Annotated in this window: 15 protein-coding genes and 3 tRNA genes; 5 read left to right on the top strand and 13 right to left on the bottom strand. The window is 60.8% G+C overall.

Going from position 1 to position 17,001, the window contains the following annotated elements; genetic code table 11:
• Window positions 1-4: 4 nt before the first annotated feature.
• The 12 genes from AWT75_RS05725 to fdnG all read right to left on the bottom strand — a co-directional run bounded on the left by AWT75_RS05725 (window position 5) and on the right by fdnG (window position 12,876).
• Window positions 5-1,066 (bottom strand): protein-glutamate methylesterase/protein-glutamine glutaminase, encoded by a 1,062-nt coding sequence (locus AWT75_RS05725; protein ID WP_062788101.1) that lies wholly within the window; start codon window positions 1,064-1,066, stop codon window positions 5-7.
• Complete coding sequence (locus AWT75_RS05720) at window positions 1,063-1,578, bottom strand: chemotaxis protein CheD (protein ID WP_045845504.1); 516 nt, start codon at window positions 1,576-1,578, stop codon at window positions 1,063-1,065. Before AWT75_RS05720 ends, AWT75_RS05725 begins: the two co-directional genes overlap by 4 nt.
• Before the next feature lie 68 nt (window positions 1,579-1,646).
• A complete protein-coding gene (locus AWT75_RS05715) occupies window positions 1,647-2,165 on the bottom strand; it encodes a chemotaxis protein CheW (protein WP_062788099.1) in 519 nt (172 codons plus the stop codon).
• Window positions 2,158-2,733, bottom strand: coding sequence for a chemotaxis protein CheW (locus AWT75_RS05710; RefSeq protein WP_082695974.1), 576 nt, complete (start codon window positions 2,731-2,733; stop codon window positions 2,158-2,160). Before AWT75_RS05710 ends, AWT75_RS05715 begins: the two co-directional genes overlap by 8 nt.
• Window positions 2,734-2,743: 10 nt before the next feature.
• Window positions 2,744-4,354: a methyl-accepting chemotaxis protein gene (locus tag AWT75_RS05705; RefSeq protein ID WP_082695973.1), complete on the bottom strand. Its 1,611-nt coding sequence runs from the start codon at window positions 4,352-4,354 to the stop codon at window positions 2,744-2,746.
• On the bottom strand, window positions 4,351-6,489 hold the full coding sequence (locus AWT75_RS05700) for a chemotaxis protein CheA (RefSeq protein WP_153013251.1): 2,139 nt from the start codon (window positions 6,487-6,489) through the stop codon (window positions 4,351-4,353). Before AWT75_RS05700 ends, AWT75_RS05705 begins: the two co-directional genes overlap by 4 nt.
• A complete protein-coding gene (locus AWT75_RS05695; RefSeq protein WP_062788087.1) occupies window positions 6,476-6,766 on the bottom strand; it encodes an STAS domain-containing protein in 291 nt (96 codons plus the stop codon). The genes AWT75_RS05700 and AWT75_RS05695 overlap by 14 nt, the downstream gene beginning before the upstream one ends.
• A gap of 9 nt (window positions 6,767-6,775) precedes the next feature.
• The gene (locus AWT75_RS05690) at window positions 6,776-7,144 is read right to left on the bottom strand and encodes a response regulator (protein ID WP_062788085.1); all 369 of its coding nucleotides are present in this window, start codon (window positions 7,142-7,144) and stop codon (window positions 6,776-6,778) included.
• Window positions 7,145-7,383: 239 nt separating this feature from the next.
• Window positions 7,384-8,313: a formate dehydrogenase accessory protein FdhE gene (gene fdhE, locus AWT75_RS05685; RefSeq protein ID WP_062788082.1), complete on the bottom strand. Its 930-nt coding sequence runs from the start codon at window positions 8,311-8,313 to the stop codon at window positions 7,384-7,386.
• Complete coding sequence (locus AWT75_RS05680; RefSeq protein ID WP_045845510.1) at window positions 8,310-8,939, bottom strand: formate dehydrogenase subunit gamma; 630 nt, start codon at window positions 8,937-8,939, stop codon at window positions 8,310-8,312. The genes fdhE and AWT75_RS05680 overlap by 4 nt, the downstream gene beginning before the upstream one ends.
• Window positions 8,936-9,811 carry a formate dehydrogenase subunit beta gene (gene fdxH / locus AWT75_RS05675; protein ID WP_062788080.1) on the bottom strand — a complete coding sequence of 292 codons (876 nt, stop codon included), beginning with the start codon at window positions 9,809-9,811 and terminating at the stop codon, window positions 8,936-8,938. Before fdxH ends, AWT75_RS05680 begins: the two co-directional genes overlap by 4 nt.
• 8 nt (window positions 9,812-9,819) lie before the next feature.
• Window positions 9,820-12,876: a formate dehydrogenase-N subunit alpha gene (fdnG, locus tag AWT75_RS05670; RefSeq protein WP_153013250.1), complete on the bottom strand. Its 3,057-nt coding sequence runs from the start codon at window positions 12,874-12,876 to the stop codon at window positions 9,820-9,822.
• Window positions 12,877-13,070: 194 nt separating this feature from the next.
• Here fdnG and fdhD point away from each other — a divergent pair, with 194 nt between their 5' ends.
• The 5 genes from fdhD (at window position 13,071) to AWT75_RS05640 (ending at window position 15,636) form a co-directional block, all read left to right on the top strand.
• Window positions 13,071-13,895 carry a formate dehydrogenase accessory sulfurtransferase FdhD gene (gene fdhD / locus AWT75_RS05660; RefSeq protein ID WP_062788073.1) on the top strand — a complete coding sequence of 275 codons (825 nt, stop codon included), beginning with the start codon at window positions 13,071-13,073 and terminating at the stop codon, window positions 13,893-13,895.
• A gap of 201 nt (window positions 13,896-14,096) precedes the next feature.
• Window positions 14,097-15,323: an aspartate kinase gene (locus tag AWT75_RS05655; protein WP_045845515.1), complete on the top strand. Its 1,227-nt coding sequence runs from the start codon at window positions 14,097-14,099 to the stop codon at window positions 15,321-15,323.
• A gap of 59 nt (window positions 15,324-15,382) precedes the next feature.
• Window positions 15,383-15,476, top strand: a tRNA-Ser gene (locus AWT75_RS05650).
• A gap of 6 nt (window positions 15,477-15,482) precedes the next feature.
• Window positions 15,483-15,559: transfer RNA gene (locus tag AWT75_RS05645), tRNA-Arg, on the top strand.
• A 2-nt stretch (window positions 15,560-15,561) separates the two neighbouring features.
• Window positions 15,562-15,636, top strand: a tRNA-Glu gene (locus tag AWT75_RS05640).
• Between the two features lie 150 nt (window positions 15,637-15,786).
• Here the strand turns inward: AWT75_RS05640 and AWT75_RS05635 are convergent.
• The gene (locus tag AWT75_RS05635; RefSeq protein ID WP_062788071.1) at window positions 15,787-17,001 is read right to left on the bottom strand and encodes a DUF1615 domain-containing protein; all 1,215 of its coding nucleotides are present in this window, start codon (window positions 16,999-17,001) and stop codon (window positions 15,787-15,789) included.

Below are 17,001 nucleotides of genomic sequence, written 5' to 3'. Positions count from 1 at the left end.
TCCTTCAGCGGCATATGGCCTTGGCGATATTGTCCAGTGGCATCACTTCGTCGGCAGCGCCCAGTTTGATGGCTTCCTTGGGCATGCCGAACACCACACAGCTGTCTTCATCCTGGGCAATGGTTTTGGCGCCTGCATCATGCATTTCCTTGAGTCCGCGTGCGCCGTCATCGCCCATGCCGGTCATGATGATGCCCAGTGCGTTGCGTCCGGCAAATTTGGCGGCCGAGCGGAACAGTACATCGACGGATGGCTTGTGGCGGCTGACCAGCGGCCCGTCCACCACTTCCACCTGGTAGTAGGCCCCGCTGCGCTTGATCATCATGTGCTTGCCGCCGGGGGCAATCAGTGCCCGGCCCGGCAGGATGCGGTCGCCGGTGGCGGCTTCCTTCACTTCGATTTCCGACAGGCGGTCCAGCCGTTCGGCAAATGATGCGGTGAATTTCTCCGGCATGTGCTGCACGATGGCAAGGCCGGGACAGGTGCGTGGCAGGGTGGTCAGAATGGCTTCCAGTGCCTGGGTGCCGCCGGTGGAGGTACCAATGGCGACGATGCGCTCGGTGGTCTGGAACATCTGCTGCCCGGTGGGGGCGGCCAGCACCGCATCGGCCGACAGTTTGGGGCGGGTTTCCATCGGAGTGGGCGGCAGGGTGCGCATGCGGCTCATGCGGGCGGTGGCGGCCGCCTTGACCGCCTGCACCAGCAGGTTGTTGCTGTCCTGCAAAAACTGCTTTACCCCGGCGTGGGGCTTGGCAATCACCTCGACTGCCCCGGCGGCCATGGCCTGCACGCTGATGTCGGCCCCTTTCTGGGTGAGCGAGGAGCAGATCACCACCGGCGTCGGTCGGCTGGCCATGATCTGCTTGAGAAAGGTGATGCCGTCCATGCGTGGCATTTCCACGTCCAGCACGATGACATCCGGCCAGTGCTGCTTCATTTTTTCCATCGCCACAATGGGGTCGGTGGCGACGTCCATCACGGTGATGCCGCTGCTGGCGGTAAAGATTTCGCTCAGTACCTGACGTACCACGGCGGAGTCGTCCACGATCATGACATTGATGCTCATGCTTTTTTCCTTTTTGTTGTCAGCGCTGGCAGCTCGCTTTCCTGGGACAGGCGAACCCGGACCTCGCCTGTTTGCACATCCAGAACCACCAGGCGAGGACAGCAACCGCCCAGGTTTTCCGATTGCACCTGCAAACCAAGTTGTCGTGCCATCTGGCGTGCCTGCTCGATATTGTGCCCGGCCACATCGTGCTGATGATCGCCATCGGGATGGGCCAGTACCGATGCCCCGCCCAGCAGGTGGCACTGGAATTCATGTAGCGGCCTGCCACAGCCCAGTACGGCGCGCAGCAGCAACAGCATGGCCTCTTCGCCGTAGCGGCCTGACAAGGTATCGCTCGGGCCATTGCGCCTGGCCAGCAGGTAATGACACATTCCGCCCAGTTGCAGCTGTGGATGCCACAGCACAATGGCCACGCATGAGCCCAGCAGGGTGCTGATGCGGACATGGCCTGCTTCAAATGCCCACTCCCCGGGATGGAGGAAAATCTCCTTGTCAGCAATGTTCGGCATGATGTTCTGACCGGTGGCTATCTCGCCCTGCCAGGCAGGGTGGGTTGCAACAAACTGCTTAACCCAATCTAGTTCACCGCACCGGTGATTGCCGCCTTTATCTGCTCAACACCCGGTTTCGCCAGATCGATCATTTCCTCCAGCGACAGCACTTGTTCCATGTTCAACAGCAGGATATGGCGGCCATCCTGCATGGCCATGCCGGCGATGAAGTCCGGCCGGATCGGGTTGCCAAACGGCGGTGGCGGCATGATGTCTGCCGCAGGCAGGCTGATGACTTCATGCACCGCATCCACCAGCAATCCCAGATCCTGGCCGCTGCTGGCGGTTGTTTCCACGATGACAATGCAGCTGCGGCGCAGCACGCGACCGCTGCCATGCCCCAGCCGCTGCGCCAGGTCGATGACCGGCAGCACGCTGCCACGCAGATTCATCACCCCGTGAATGAAGCCCGGCATTTGCGGGATGGTGGTGGGGCGCTGGTATTGCAGGATTTCACGCACTTGCAGGATGTTGCAGGCGAAGTATTGCGTGCCCAGCTGGAAGCACAAATATTCGGTATCTGGCGATGTGTGTTGTTCAGTCATCGGCGGCTCCGCAGTCCGGCTCGGGGATGATGGCGGTCACATGCCGGGCCAGTGTGCCCAGGGTGTGGCTGCTCAGCAGCCGGTTGGCATCCAGCAACAAGGTGAAGCCCGTCGTTTCGCGGACCATGCCGGCCAGCATGCCGGTGGACATCAGGGGCTCAAGGGCCGGTGCCGCTTCAATGTCGTCGCGCTGGATGTCTTCCACCATCATCACTTCATCCACCAGCATGCCCAGTTCGCGAATCTGCAATGGCAGGGCCAGTTGCAGGATGATGATGCAGCTGCGCCGTTGCGGTTCGGTGGCGGGCAAACCCAGTCGCTGTGCCAGATCAATGATGGGCACGGCGCTGCCGCGCAGGTTGAGCAAGCCGCACAGCGGAGCCGGCATGGTGGGGAAGGGTGTAAGAGGCTGGTATTCCAGCAGTTCGCCTACCTGATTCAGCAGGATGCCAAGCCGGGCATCCGCACAGCGAAAGCGCAGGTATTGCAGCGCGACCTCGGCAGGGGCCGGGCTCTGCAAGTGCGTTGTCGTGGCTGGTGTTTGTCGCCAATGACGTGGGGCTCCCATGCTGTCCTGCCTAGTAAGTGCTGAAGCCGGAGGCTTGATGACGGGCGCGGGCAATGGCCGTGGCACCGTGCGGCTGCGCAGGCTGTGCAGCCGTCTCGTCAAACTGGAAAAAACGCATCAGCGCCAGCAGATGCTCTGCCTGACTGCTCATTTGCTCGGCAGTGGAGGCCAGCTCTTCGCTGGCGGAGGCGTTTTGTTGGGTGCTGCTGTTTTGTTGCTGCACCGCGCTGCTGATCTGGTTCACCGCTGTGGCCTGCTCGCTGGAGGCCGCGGCGATTTCCTGCACCAGGTCGGCGGTGCGGCCGCTGGAGCGCACCATGCCATCCAGCAGTTTTCCGGCCTCGTCGGCCAGCTCCACGCTATTGGCGGCAACCTGGCTGATTTCCTGGGCGGCAACCTGGCTGCGTTCTGCCAGTTTGCGCACTTCACCGGCAACCACGGCAAAGCCGCGGCCATGCTCGCCGGCGCGGGCGGCCTCGATGGCGGCATTGAGCGCCAGCAGGTTGGTCTGGTAGGCAATGTCATCGATGATGCCTATCCGGTCGGCGATCTGGCGCATGGCTGCGGTGGTATGGCGTACCGCATCGCCGCCTTGCCGCGCTTCGCGGGCGGCCTGTTCGGCCAGCCCTTCGGTCACCCGTGCATTGTCATTGCTATGGCTGATGGCGGCGGACATTTCCTCGATGGCTGCGGTGGTTTCCTCGATGCCGGCGGCCGATTCGCTGGCCGATTGCGCCAGGGATTCGGACGTGGCATTCAGCTGCTGGGCAGCCGAGGCCAGGTTGGCGGCACCACTTTTCACTTCCAGAATGATGTCGGTGAGGGTTTGAACCGTACTGGCGATGGCATGCATCATGCTGTGCTCATCCCCCTTGCGCAGCGGCAGATGCACATCCAGCTTGCCGGCAGCCAGCTGATGCATGATGTGGGCCACTTCCTGTGGTTCGCCGCCCAGGGTACGGCGCAAGGAGCGAACGGTCAGCCAGGCGAGCAAGCCTCCCAGCACGATGGCGGCAACAGACAGCAACAGCATGATGTGGTGAGCCTGCTGCATCTCGCGCTCACTTTCCTGCCGCGCCTGTGCGTTCAGTCGCAGCTCGGTGTCGTACAACTGGCGCAGCACTTCCATCAGCTGACTCATGGCGGGGGCCACTTCAGCCTGCATGATGCGGGTGGCTGCTTCCTTTTCATTGATGGCGGCTTGCGCTTCGGACTTGTCCATCAGGTTGAAGGCGACCGGTCGTACCCTGGCCAGCTGGTTCAACAAATCACGCTCCCGCTGGGTCAGCCCCGGTTCGGCCAGCATGTCGCGCTGGGTAAGCTGTTCGGTGTCCAGATAGCGCTGTTTTGCCTGATTGTATTGCTGGATCGCCGTGTTGATGGCGTGCAGGTCGGGGTAAATGATGATGTTGCGATAGCTCACCCGCAGCTCCTGTGCCTGCTCGATCAGTGAGGAAACCCGGGTGGCATCGCGGTCGTTGATTTGCATGTCGGCCAGCATGGCGCTGTTGCGGGCAAAGCCGTTGAGTGCAACCAGCACGCACAGGACCAGCAACAGCAAGATGCTGCCAAAGCCCAGACTCAACCGTGTGGTGACCCGCATGGATTTGGTTGATTTCATGTTGTTTTCCCCACAGACAGAATGGTTGAGGGCGGATGGCCCAAGGCCGTTTGCTGATGCTGTGCGTATTCCAGGCTGCGCGCGTGCTCGCTCAGCGCCAGCACATCCAGAATGAGCGCCACTTCACCACTGCCCAGTATGGTGGAGCCGCTGATGGCTTTCAGATGCTGGAACAACGGGCTGAGCGGCTTGATGACGGTCTGGTATTCGCCATGCAGTGCGTCCACCAGCAGGCCCACCTTGTATTCGCCGGTCTGGATGATGACCACGTTCTGGCGGCGAGCCGGCTGGCCGTCCAGCCCCAGAAAACGGCGCAGGCACAGCAGGGGCAGCATTTCGCCGCGCAAGTTGAACTGCCCTGCGGCCGCGGCGGTTTGCCAACCTTGCGGCAGGGCAATGCATTCGGCGATGCAGTCCAGCGGAACGACAAAGGTGGCCGCACCCACCGTGACCAGAAAGCCGTCAATGATGGCCAGCGTCAGCGGCAGGCGCAGGCGGAAGGTGGTGCCAAGTCCGGCTTCGCTTTCCACTTCCACTGTGCCGCGCAGCCGGGCAATGTTCTGTTTCACCACATCCAGGCCTACTCCACGGCCGGACAGATTGCTGATGGTGGCCGCGGTGGAAAAACCGGGCTCGAAGATCAGGCGGTAGATTTCCTGTTCCGCCAGTTCCCGGTCGCCGGTGATCAGGCCGCGTTGTCGTGCTTTTTCCAGGATGGTGTGCTGGTTCAGGCCACGGCCATCATCGGCCACTTCAATCACCACGCTGCCGGATTCGTGATACGCATCCAGCCACAGGCGACCGGCTTCCGGCTTGCCCGCTGCACGGCGCTGCGCCGTGTCCTCGATGCCATGGTCGATGGCATTGCGCACCAGATGGGTCAGCGGATCGGTCAGCTTGTCCACCATGGACTTGTCCAGCTCGGTGTCCGCACCGCTGACAAACAGGCGGATGTCCTTGCCCAGTGCCTGGCTCACATCGTGCACCACGCGGCCAAAGCGGCTGAAACATTCGCCGATGGGCACCATGCGCATGCCCAGGGTCTGGCTGCGTATCTGTTCGATCAGTCCGGCCAGCACCGAGGTGGATTCCAGCAAGGGCGCATTGCCATGCTGTCTGGCCAGCAGATGGCTGGCTGCACCGGCAATCACCAGTTCGCCCACCAGGTTGATCAACTGGTCCAGCTTGGCCGCTTCCACCTTGATGAAGCGGCTTTCGTTGCTTTTGCCGGTTTTGGGCGTGTCTGTTGCCGTCACGGCTGCCGGCTGTACTTCATCAGCCCCGCTTGCGGACGGGCTGGCTGCCGGGGGCTGCCACAGGCCCCATTGCTGCCAGATTGCACTGGCCGCCTGTTGCTCGGCGGCATCCCCGGCGGACAGCGCCTGTTGCAAGTGGCTGTCCAGTTGCTGGCGCGGGCTGATGATGAACTGGCCATCTTCGCTGGCAAAGGCAAACACGCTTTCCAGCTGTGCTGCATCGACCGGGCCTCGGAATTGCACTTCCACCCGCAGATAGTTGCGCTCCGGATCAAACCGGTCCTCCTCGCCTTCTGTCGCCAGCCCCGGGCAGCAACTGGCAATGGCCTGGATTTCGCCCAGGGTGTCCAGATAGCGGATGAAGGACGCCGGGTCCATGCCATTGCGCAGTACATCGGGCCCGAAGCGCAGTGACAGCAGCCAGTCGCTGCTGGGTTGCTGGGCCGCGGGCGGTTCCAGGTGCTCGCCGGACGCATACAGCAGTGTGTCGCTGCCGTGCTGCATCATCGCGGCGATATCGGCCAGTATGCTGGCCTGTTCTTCGCCAGAGGGCGGAATGCCGCCATCCAGTGCCGCCAGCTGGGCCTTGACGTGGTCATGACAGCGCAGCAACAGGCCATCCAGTTCGGCGTCCAGCTGCAAGCTGCCCTCCCTCAGCTGGTCGAGCAGGTCTTCTACCTGATGGGTGAAGTGAACGATGTCCTCCAGCCCGAACAGGCCGGCCGAACCCTTGATGGTATGCATGGCACGGAACAGTGCACCCAGCTGCTCTGCCGTGATGTTGTCGGCTTCGGCATCCAGCAGGATGCCTTCCATTTCCTCCAGCAGTTCGGCGGACTCCTGCAAGAAGGATTGCCGTGCCTGTTCAAGATTCATCATTGCTCTCCAGGCAGGCTTGCAATGCGCCAAGGCCCATCAGCCGGATAAAGCTGCGCACCGTCTGGCTGGGCTGGCTCAGCCGCAATGTGCGTTGCTGCCCTTGCTGCCGGGCCAGCAGCCATAACAGCACCTGGGCTGCAGCACAGTCCATTTCGCTGACCCGGGACAAGTCCAGTACCAGGTCGGCAGCGTCGCGGCTGGCCTCCAGTAGCTGCTGATGCAGGCTTGCTGCCTGATAGAGGGTCAGCTCAGCACCCAGCGTGATGCACTTTTCCATGAAAGGCTGTTACCGCGTCGTGAGCCGGGCAATGGCTGCCAGCAGATAGGGTGGTTCGAAGGGTTTGATGATCCAGGCACTGATGCCTTGTTGCTGGCCGCGCAGTTGCAAGTGGCGGGCATCCTGTGTGGTCAGCATGATGACGGGGGTGGCGGCATACTGCGGGTGCTGGCGGATGTGCTCCAGCAAGCCCAGGCCGTCGAGTACCGGCATGTTGAGATCGGACAGGATCAGGTCGATCTGACGGCCATCCAGCATGTCCAAAGCTTGTTTGCCGTCGGCCGCCTGCAACACGGTGTGGCCTGCGCCTTCCAGTGTCATTTTCACCACCAGGCGCAGGCTGAGCGAATCGTCGACGATCAGGATGGTTTTGCTCATGGCCTCCCTCTTACCCGGTTCAACAGCCGCTGTGCGCCAATGGTTGCTGCTGCGGCTTGTTCATTCATGCCTGCATGCCTGACGGCCGCGCATGAACTTGTTATTTTTTCTTTCTAGTTGCTCGCCCGATTGAATGCAAACCGCAAAGCGGTCTGCAGTTGCAGGCGGATGACTGCTAGCGGAGGATGCCTGGTCGGTCGCAGGCCAAAAAAAACGGCCACACGGGCCGGTTGCAGCTGTCAGGCAGTATTGCCGGGAAATAACAGCGGGTTCAGCCCGCTGCGGGCAAAGCCCTGTTCCTCCAGCGCGGCATCCAGCGCCAGGCTGGCCAGGTCGTCGGCCACCGCTTCGGCCTGCTGGTCCTTGTCCAGCGACAGGATTTTCAGATAGCTGCCGCAATCGCCGCAGGACTCGCCGCGCACGGCAGCATGCGCATCCTGCAGCGACCAGTAGCCGATGTCGCGGGTGGCTTCGCAGTTGCTGCACTTTGCCCGCACCAGATGCCACTCGCTTTCGCACAGGCTGCAATGCAGATAGCGCAGGCCGGCTTCATTGCCCTGGCGCACGATGCTCGCTACCGGGGCACTGGCGCATACCGGACACAGATGACGCGCGTCGCCCGGTTCGGCCACCGCGGCGATTTGCAGCTGGCTGGCCAGCTGGCTGAAGTACACCGACAAGGCCGCCCAGATGAAGGGTGCCTGCGCACTATCCACCGCTGCCAGATCCCCCGACAACAGCTTCTGGGCTGCCGCTTCCAGCTGTGCCGGAGCGCTGTCGAGAAGTCCGTTCAGCACACCGGCCAGCAGCGGACTGGCACCTTCCGCCAGCTGTGCACACAGGGCAAGCAGCAGCTGTTGCCACTGACTGTCGCGTTGCCAGGCCATGGCTCCCAGGGGGGGCAGGCCGTGCTCGGCACAGTGCCGGAAGTAATCCTCCCGCACCGGCAGCAACACCGGCTGGCTGTGTACTAGCTGGTGTTGTGCCTCAGCAATGCGGCTGGCCAGTTGCAGGTAATCGGCCATCACATGCCCCGCTGCCAGTTGCTGCAGCCGCTCGGCACGCTGACGATACAGCGTTGCAGGCTGCGGCAGCAGCAGCGGGGTGATGTCAAGGCTGGCTGCCTGACGTTCGGCCAATTGCTCGGCCGGAACAATGCGGATGCTCATGGCTTGTGCTTGTCTCCAGTCATTTCACGGTACCAGCGCGGATGGTGCTTCTTGGCCCAGGCATGGGTGACCACGCCTTCCACCATGGCGCGGATGGTGCCGCGCACCCAGATGGCGGCGTACACATGCACCACGATGCCGGCAATCAGCGCAAGTGCGCTCCAGGCATGCAACAACAGGGCAATGCGCACCACATCAATAGGGAAGGAGTAGGCAAAGTAGGGCCGCCAGATGACGACACCGGTGCAAATCAGCACCAGCAGGCAGCCCGTCATCAGCCAGAACATGCCTTTCTGACCACCGTTGTACTTGCCGGTATCGCCCACCTCATGCCCGGCCAGCACCGACTTCACCGATTTCATCCACTTGATGTCTTCCTTGTCGATGAAGTTGTGATGCCAGTAACGGAAGAACTGGCGGGCAAAGCCGACAAACATCAGTACCCCGACAAAGGGGTGGATGATGCGTGCCAGCTGCGGCGTGCCGAACACCCCGGTGAGCCAGAAGAAGGCCGGGTAGAAAAAGGCCAGGCCGGAGATGGCCAGCAGCACGAAACACACCGCCACGATCCAGTGGTTGATGCGTTCCGCCGCGCTGTAGCGCTTGATCAGCTTTTCCTTGCTCATGCCTTGTCCTCCTCTTCGTCATCTTCGGCCTTGTTGGGGCCGACGCCGATGTAGTGGAAGAAGCCGAACAGCACCGAAGCGGCCAGGCCGATGGTGGACAGCGGCTTGAGAATGCCCTTCCACAGGCTGACCACCGGGCTGATCTGCGGATCCTTCTTCAGCCCGTGGTACAGCTCGGGCTGATCGGCATGGTGCAGCACGTACATCACATGGGTGCCGCCCACGCCTTGCGGATCGTACAGACCGGCATTGGCGTAGCCACGGGTTTTCAGCTCGTCCACCCGTACCTGTGCGTATTCCTTCATGTCCTCCTTGCTGCCAAAGCGGATGGCGCCGGTGGGACAGGTTTTCACACAGGCCGGCTCTTGCCCCACGCTCACCCGGTCGGAACACAAGGTGCACTTGTAGGCCTTGTTGTCCTTCTGGTTGATGCGCGGCACATTGAACGGGCATCCGGCAATGCAATAGCCGCAGCCAATGCAGTGCTCGGACTGGAAGTCCACGATGCCGTTGGCGTACTGGATGATGGCACCGGGCGAAGGACAGGCTTTCAGGCAGCCGGGGTCGGCGCAGTGCATGCAGCCGTCCTTGCGGATCAGCCATTCCAGCTTGCCGTTCTGCTCCACTTCGCTGTAACGCATCACCGTCCAGCTTTCGGCTGTCAGGTCGGCCGGGTTGTCGTACACCCCGACATTGCTGCCGATTTCGTCGCGCAGGTCATTCCACTCCGAACAGGCCACCTGACAGGCCTTGCAGCCAATGCAGGTGGACACGTCGATCAGCTTGGCCACCTCCGCCTTGTGCTCGCGCGCAATCGGCGGCTGGGTGGGGCTGGCGGAGCGGCGCAGGATATCTTGCGATTGCAGTGACATGGTCGCTCCTATGCTTTCTCAACGTTGACGAGGAAGGACTTGAACTCCGGCGTCTGGGTATTGGCATCCCCGACAAACGGCGTCAGCGTGTTGGCGATAAAGCCTTTCTTGGTGAGGCCCTCAAAGCCCCAGTGAATCGGCACGCCAATATGGTGTACCAGCTGGCCGTTCACCTTCAGTGCCTTGATGCGCTTGGTCACCACTGCCTTGGCCTTGATATAGCCGCGCCGGGACGACACTTTCACCATGTCGCCGTGGGCAATGCCTTTCTCCCTGGCCAGTTCTTCGCCGATTTCCACAAACTGTTCCGGCTGCATGATGGCGTTCAGCCGCGCATGCTTGGTCCAGTAGTGGAAGTGCTCGGTCAGGCGGTAGGTGGTGGCCGCATAAGGGAACTGCTGATGCTGACCCAGTTCGGCCTTGTCGTCCTTGAACAGGCGGGCGGCCGGATTGGAGATCACCTTGGGATGCAGCGGGTTGGTGCCCAGCGGTGTTTCGAACGGCTCGTAATGCTCCGGGAACGGCCCTTCGGCCATCTTGTCCAGCGCAAACAGGCGTCCCAGCCCTTCGGCCTGCATGATGAAGGGGGCCATGGCGCTGCCCGGCGGTTCGTCGGCTTTGAAGTCCGGCACGTCCACACCCACCCACTTCTCGCCGTTCCACTTGATCAGCGTGCGTTTCTTGTCCCATGGCGTGCCATCAGGTTTGCAGGAGGCGCGGTTGTACAGGATGCGACGGTTGGCCGGCCACGCCCAGGCCCAGCCCAGGGTGTTGCCAAGTCCGGACGGGTCGCTGTTGTCGCGCCGTGCCATCTGGTTGCCGGCCTGGGTCCAGCTGCCGGCAAAAATCCAGCACCCGGACGCGGTGCTGCCATCGGCTTGCAGCAGGGCAAAACCGGGCAATAGTTCGCCCTTCTTCGCCAGGAACTGGCCGGGGTTTTTCGGGTCCGGCAGATCAGCCAGCGCCTTGCCGTTCAGCTCCTTGGCCAATTCTTCCGGCTTGGGCTCGTGCGGGTCGCCATACGCCCAGGACAGGCTGTTGATGGCATCCGGGAACTTGCCGCCATCCTTGGCATACATGGCCTTGAGCTTGAGGAAGATACCGGCCAGGATTTGCGGGTCGGTCATGGCTTCGCCTGGGCCTTCCGCGCCTTTCCAGTGCCATTGCAGCCAGCGACCGGAATTGACGATGGAGCCGTCTTCCTCGGCAAAACAGGTGGTGGGCAGGCGGAATACTTCGGTCTGGATCTTGGCCGGATCGACATCGTTCTGCTCGCCGTGGTTCTGCCAGAAGGTGGAGGTTTCCGTCACCAGCGGGTCCATGATCACCAGGAACTTCAGTCGCGACAGCGAAGCCACGATCTTGTTCTTGTTGGGGAAGGACGCCACCGGGTTGAAACCCTGGCAGAAGTAGCCATTCACCTTGCCCTGGTGCATCAGCTCGAAGTACTGCAGCACGTCGTAGCCCTTGTCCCACTTGGGCAGCCAGTCATAGCCCCAGTTGTTGTCCGCCGTGGCCTTGTCGCCCCACATCGCCTTCATGAAGGAGATGAAGAACTTGGGGTAGTTCTGCCAGTAGTTCATCTGGCCGTCTGCCAGCGGCTTGCTGGTGTACTTGGCCAGATAGCTGTCCAGCGTCGGCTCTTTATCCGACGGCATGGTCATGTAGCCCGGCAGGCTGGTGGACAGCAGCCCCAGGTCAGTCAGCCCCTGGATATTGGAATGCCCGCGCAGCGCATTGATGCCGCCACCGGCCATGCCCATATTGCCCAGCAACAGCTGGATCATCGCCATGGTGCGGATGTTCTGCGCACCAATCGAATGCTGGGTCCAGCCCAGGGCGTACAGGAAGGAGGTGGTCTTGTCCGGTGCACTGGTTTCCGCCAGATGCTCGCAAATGGCCTGGAAGGCTTCCTTGGGCGTGCCACAGATATTGGCCACCACATCGGCGGTATAGCGGGACACATGCTGTTTGAGCAGGTTGATCACGCAACGCGGGTCACTCAGCGTGTCGTCGCGTTTGGCCATGCCCTTCTCATCCAGCTGGTAGGCCCAGGTGGATTTGTCGTACTTGCGTTTTTCCGCGTCGTAGCCGCTGAACAGGCCGTCTTCAAACTTGAAGTCCGGGTGTACCAGCAGTGCTGCATTGGTATAGGCGAGCGTGTATTCCTTGTTGTATTTGCCGGTTTCCAGCAAATAGCGGATCACGCCGGACAGCAGGGTAATGTCCGTGCCGGTGCGGATGGGCGCGTAGAAGTCTGCCACCGAGGCAGTACGGGTAAAGCGCGGGTCGATGACCAGCAGCTTGGCCTTGTTGCGGGTCTTGGCCTCAATGGCCCAGCGGAAGCCAACCGGGTGTGCTTCGGCGGCATTGCCACCCATCACCACGATCAGATTGGCGTTCTTGATGTCGACCCAATGGTTTGTCATGGCACCGCGACCAAATGTTGGGGCAAGACTTGCCACCGTTGGTCCGTGTCATACACGCGCCTGATTGTCGACAGCCAGCATGCCCAGGCTGCGAGTGAATTTGTGGGTCAGCCAGCCAGCTTCATTGCTGGAGGCAGAAGCCGCCAGAAAGCCGGTGGACAGCCAGCGGTTTACCGTCACGCCATCGGCGTTCTTTTCGGTGAAGTTGGCATCGCGGTCCTGCTTGATGTGTTTGGCGATGCGTGCAAATGCTTCATCCCAGCTGATGCGCTTCCATTCATTGCTGCCTGCTTCGCGCACTTCCGGGTGCTTCAGGCGGTTGGGGCTGTGGATGAAATCCACCAGGCCAGCGCCTTTGGGGCAGAGCGCACCACGGTTGACCGGATGATCCGGGTCGCCTTCGATATGGAAAATTTCGGACTTGGCGTTCTTGGCGCCATCGCCCAGGCCGTACATGAGAATGCCACAGCCTACCGAGCAGTAAGGACAGGTATTGCGCGTTTCACTGGCGCGCAGCAGCTTGTAGCTGCGCACATCAGCCATTGCCGTTGCCGGCAGCAGCCCCAGGGTTGCAATGGTCGAACCTGTCATACCCCCGGCACACAGTTTGAAAAACTGTCGCCGATTGACCTGCATGAAGGGACTCCTTGTTGAACAAGAATGAAATGATGGGCTCCGGGATGTCATCCGGCCAGTCCAGCCCCATGGTACTCACGACAATAAGGACTGGCCTGACCCATCAGACGGTTGTAGCCTTAACGCATTATCGTCAGCAAAATGCTTAAGCTCAAATAGCCGATGTCAATTCAACTATTGAAAATCTCAATCAGATGAGCACAGAACCCGATTCGTCGTTTCCGCTGCATCAGCATGTCCAGCGTTGGCAATGGCGGGATGACAAGGCATTGCAGGCAAGTGAGGACGTATTGGCCTGCGAAGTGCCGGCGGCGCTGGTCTACAACGGGCTGGCGCATGTGGTGATGATGGTCAGCCCGCAGCAGCTGGAGCAGTTTGCCCGTGGTTTCACCCTGGCCGAAGGTATTGCCCGCTCGGTGGCCGACATCTTCGACATCGAAGTGCGTGAAGCGGCCAGCGGGATTGAAATTCATGTCGAGCTGGCCAGCGCCTGCTTTGCCGCACTCAAGGAAAGGCGCCGTCAGCTGGCCGGGCGCACCGGCTGTGGCCTGTGTGGGGTGGAGCAACTGGCCGAAGTATTCCGCCCGCTGCCGACCCTGCCGCACAGCGTGCGCCTGGCCTTGCCGGCCTTGAATCAGGCGCTGGAAAGCCTGCCGGTGCAGCAGGTGTTGTCGCAGGCTACCGGCTGCGCGCATGCGGCGGCCTGGCTGACGCTGGATGGACAGTTATTGCAAGTGTGCGAGGACGTGGGGAGGCACGTGGCGCTGGACAAGCTGATTGGCTGCCGTGCGCTAGGCAACTGGGGCGCGGGTGTGGCGCTGGTAACCAGCCGTGCCAGTTATGAAATGGTGCAAAAGGCCGCCGCTGCCGGGATTGAAATCCTGGTGGCGGTGGCAGCCCCCACCGCGCTGGCCGTACAAATGGCCGAGCAATACGGGCTTACCTTGCTGGGTTTTGCCCGCCCAGGCCGGGTGAATGTGTACACCCATCCGCAGCGCCTGTTGACCGAAGCTGTCTGAGCGGCCGCAGCCCATGGGCTGAAACGCTGCAAGTGGTGCTCCGGCTGTATTCATTCCCAATAATCCGGCCGGGCAGAGGACTGCTTTTGTTGCATTGCGCAAAGGCGGATGGGCATTGTCGAACAATGGCCTTGCTTTTGTGGCAAGGATCGGGTCAGAATCGAAGTCCGACATATCAACCTTTCTATATAAGAAGCAAGCATGGCACTCATCGTACAAAAGTACGGCGGTACCTCGATGGGCTCTCCGGAGCGCATCAAGAACGTGGCCCGCCGTGTCGCCAAATGGAAAGCGCAGGGACATGATGTCGTGGTGGTGGTATCTGCCATGAGTGGCGAAACCAACCGACTGATTGCCCTTGCCAAAGAGATCCAGGCTTATCCGGACCCGCGCGAGCTGGACGTGATCATTTCCACCGGCGAGCAAGTCACCATCGGCCTGTTGGCCATGGCGCTGAAGGAAATCGGCGTCGACGCCAAGAGCTACTGTGGCTGGCAGGTTCGTGTCACCACGGACGACTCCCACACCAAAGCCCGTATTCAATCCATCGACGAAGCCGCCATGCGGACAGACCTCTCTGCCGGTTCGGTAGTGGTGGTGGCCGGCTTCCAGGGTGTGGATGAAAACGGCAACATCACCACGCTGGGCCGTGGTGGTTCCGATACCTCCGCCGTGGCACTGGCTGCCGCACTCAATGCGGATGAATGTCAGATCTACACCGACGTGGATGGTGTCTACACCACCGATCCGCGCGTGGTGCCGGAAGCCCGCCGTCTGAAGACCATTACCTTCGAGGAAATGCTGGAAATGGCTTCCTTGGGTTCCAAGGTATTGCAGATCCGTTCGGTAGAGTTCGCAGGGAAATACAAGGTACGTCTGCGCGTCCTGTCCAGCTTCGAGGATGAAGGGGAAGGCACGCTGATTACGTTCGAGGAAGATGAAAACATGGAAAAGGCCGTCGTTGCAGGCATCGCATTTGACCGTAATGAAGCACGCATCAATGTAAAAGGCGTGCCGGACAAGCCGGGTATCGCTTACCAGATTCTCGGCCCCATCGCCGATGCCAACATCGAAGTCGACATGATCATCCAGAACGTGGGCGAGAACGGTACCACCGACTTCTCCTTCACCGTACCGCGTGGCGAGTTCCACCGCGCCATGGATATCCTGCGCGAAGTGCAAACCCACATTGGCGCTGCCAAGATTGACGCGGACGAGAAGGTTGCCAAGATCTCCATCGTCGGCGTTGGCATGCGTTCGCACTGTGGCGTGGCTTCCACCATGTTCCGCACCCTGGCAGAAGAGGGCATCAACATCCAGATGATCTCCACTTCCGAAATCAAGGTATCGGTACTGGTTGACGAGAAATACCTGGAGCTGGGCGTGCGCGTGTTGCACAAGGTATTCGGCCTGGATCAGCCGGCGTAATTTTTTACGCAAATGCTTGACAGGGGGCGCTGCCTTGCTTAATATGGCGCTCTCTGAACGGAGAAATGGCCGAGTGGTCGAAGGCACTTCCCTGCTAAGGAAGCATACGGGCTTAAACCTGTATCGAGGGTTCGAATCCCTCTTTCTCCGCCAGAATCTGCACCCGTAGCTCAGTTGGATAGAGTATTTGGCTACGAACCAAAGGGTCGGGCGTTCGAATCGCTCCGGGTGCACCAAAGTCCCTATAGTTTAGCGGTTAGAACACCGCCCTTTCACGGCGGTAGCCGGGGTTCGATTCCCCGTGGGGACGCCAGGATTCAAGATCAAGCCCAGTCGCAAGACTGGGCTTTTTCGTTTCTGTCCGGTTTGCTCTTGCGGTGCACATCGCCATGATGTGCCCGGCCTCGCCACAAGCAGGCCGTCCCCAGCCCGCTTGTCCAATCGTTTCACGGTCTTTCTATTGCTATTGTCTTGCCATGCAGGCCTGATAGCGCCCATTCACCTTGTCAGCAAACCATTGTGTGGTCAGTTTGCGGCTGATTTTCGGGCTGTGCAGGTCGATCTGCGGCATGCGTTCGCGTGCCAGCGGTTTTCCCGCTTTGCTGTCTGCCAGCGCAAAAACCTTGCGATACAGCTCGGTTTGCGCCAGGGCGCTGTTTTTCTCCTGCTGCAAATCCCTTTCAATGGCGCTCTGGCTCATGTCCAGGCGGCTGCGCAAGCTGAGCAAGGCCTGGTATGTGCTGCCGCTGGCCTGCTTGCCGGTATAACTGAGCAAATCACCATCCAGCGCCAGCTTGCGTCCGGTCAATTGGCTGATGGCGGCTTGCAGGGCTGCATTGCGGCTGCTGTAACGCCCGGCATTGAAGTCGGCAAATCGGTAGATCATGTCCTGATACGGCGCCGGGTATTGCAGCAGGATGGCGCTGCCGAAATAAATACCGCCACGGCGGGTAAACACATCATTGCGGATGCTGTTGCCGCTTTGGTAAGGGTAGGGCCAGATTTTGACGTGCGCTTCGGCAAACTCCACGCTCACCTGCATCGGACCGCCGGTGCGAATGGGGTTTTTCATATTCATCGGCAAGCCCAGCTTGCTGGCTTCGGCTGACATGTCCTCGAACAGCAGGTTCATTTCCCGTTCGGTACGCAAATTGTCGATGCGTGCCTTGTAGCTTTTGCCATTGGGCGATGTCTTGAGCAGCGCTGCCTTCACCACCGGCAGCGGCACCAGGTATTTGTTGGCACGTTCACCAATCTTTTCCCAGACAATGGCTGGCAGATTTGGGACTGTCGGATCTGCCTGCCAGCTGGATTCTTGCTCGATAACGGCGGCCACCGCACAGAAGTTATCGGCACGATACGGTATTTTCAATGCAGTAAAGGCAGTAACGATATCGTTGTTCCAGCCTTGGCGATCGCTGATGCGTGGTGGCAGCAAGCGGTCCAGCAAGGCCCGGCCTTGTGCTTCATTCAGTCCCGGTTTGCTGGTACTGACCGGTGGCTGCGGTGGCTGCGGAACCGGTACGACGGGCGGTGCTGTGCTTGCTGCAGTCGGGGTGGGGCTGCTGACTGCCGGGGTGCTTGCCGGGGCTGGCGTGGTGCTGATCGGTGGCGGTGCGACGGTAGTACATGCACTCAGGCTGCCCAGCAACAGGTAGAGGGGAAGATGACGGCTCAT

This window comes from Aquitalea pelogenes (genome assembly GCF_001515305.1).
GTDB lineage: Bacteria > Pseudomonadota > Gammaproteobacteria > Burkholderiales > Chromobacteriaceae > Aquitalea > Aquitalea pelogenes.
Note: the sequence above shows the minus strand (reverse complement) of the source record. Positions and strands in the feature narration are given on the sequence as shown.

Coding starts and splice junctions, on each gene's coding strand:
- AWT75_RS05725 (WP_062788101.1), bottom strand. CDS start 1,066: ATGAGCATCAATGTCATGATCGTGGACGACTCCGCCGTGGTACGTCAG.
- AWT75_RS05720 (WP_045845504.1), bottom strand. CDS start 1,578: ATGCCGAACATTGCTGACAAGGAGATTTTCCTCCATCCCGGGGAGTGG.
- AWT75_RS05715 (WP_062788099.1), bottom strand. CDS start 2,165: ATGACTGAACAACACACATCGCCAGATACCGAATATTTGTGCTTCCAG.
- AWT75_RS05710 (WP_082695974.1), bottom strand. CDS start 2,733: ATGGGAGCCCCACGTCATTGGCGACAAACACCAGCCACGACAACGCAC.
- AWT75_RS05705 (WP_082695973.1), bottom strand. CDS start 4,354: ATGAAATCAACCAAATCCATGCGGGTCACCACACGGTTGAGTCTGGGC.
- AWT75_RS05700 (WP_153013251.1), bottom strand. CDS start 6,489: ATGATGAATCTTGAACAGGCACGGCAATCCTTCTTGCAGGAGTCCGCC.
- AWT75_RS05695 (WP_062788087.1), bottom strand. CDS start 6,766: ATGGAAAAGTGCATCACGCTGGGTGCTGAGCTGACCCTCTATCAGGCA.
- AWT75_RS05690 (WP_062788085.1), bottom strand. CDS start 7,144: ATGAGCAAAACCATCCTGATCGTCGACGATTCGCTCAGCCTGCGCCTG.
- fdhE (WP_062788082.1), bottom strand. CDS start 8,313: ATGAGCATCCGCATTGTTCCGGCCGAGCAATTGGCCGAACGTCAGGCA.
- AWT75_RS05680 (WP_045845510.1), bottom strand. CDS start 8,939: ATGAGCAAGGAAAAGCTGATCAAGCGCTACAGCGCGGCGGAACGCATC.
- fdxH (WP_062788080.1), bottom strand. CDS start 9,811: ATGTCACTGCAATCGCAAGATATCCTGCGCCGCTCCGCCAGCCCCACC.
- fdhD (WP_062788073.1), top strand. CDS start 13,071: ATGAGCACAGAACCCGATTCGTCGTTTCCGCTGCATCAGCATGTCCAG.
- AWT75_RS05655 (WP_045845515.1), top strand. CDS start 14,097: ATGGCACTCATCGTACAAAAGTACGGCGGTACCTCGATGGGCTCTCCG.
- AWT75_RS05635 (WP_062788071.1), bottom strand. CDS start 17,001: ATGAGCCGTCATCTTCCCCTCTACCTGTTGCTGGGCAGCCTGAGTGCA.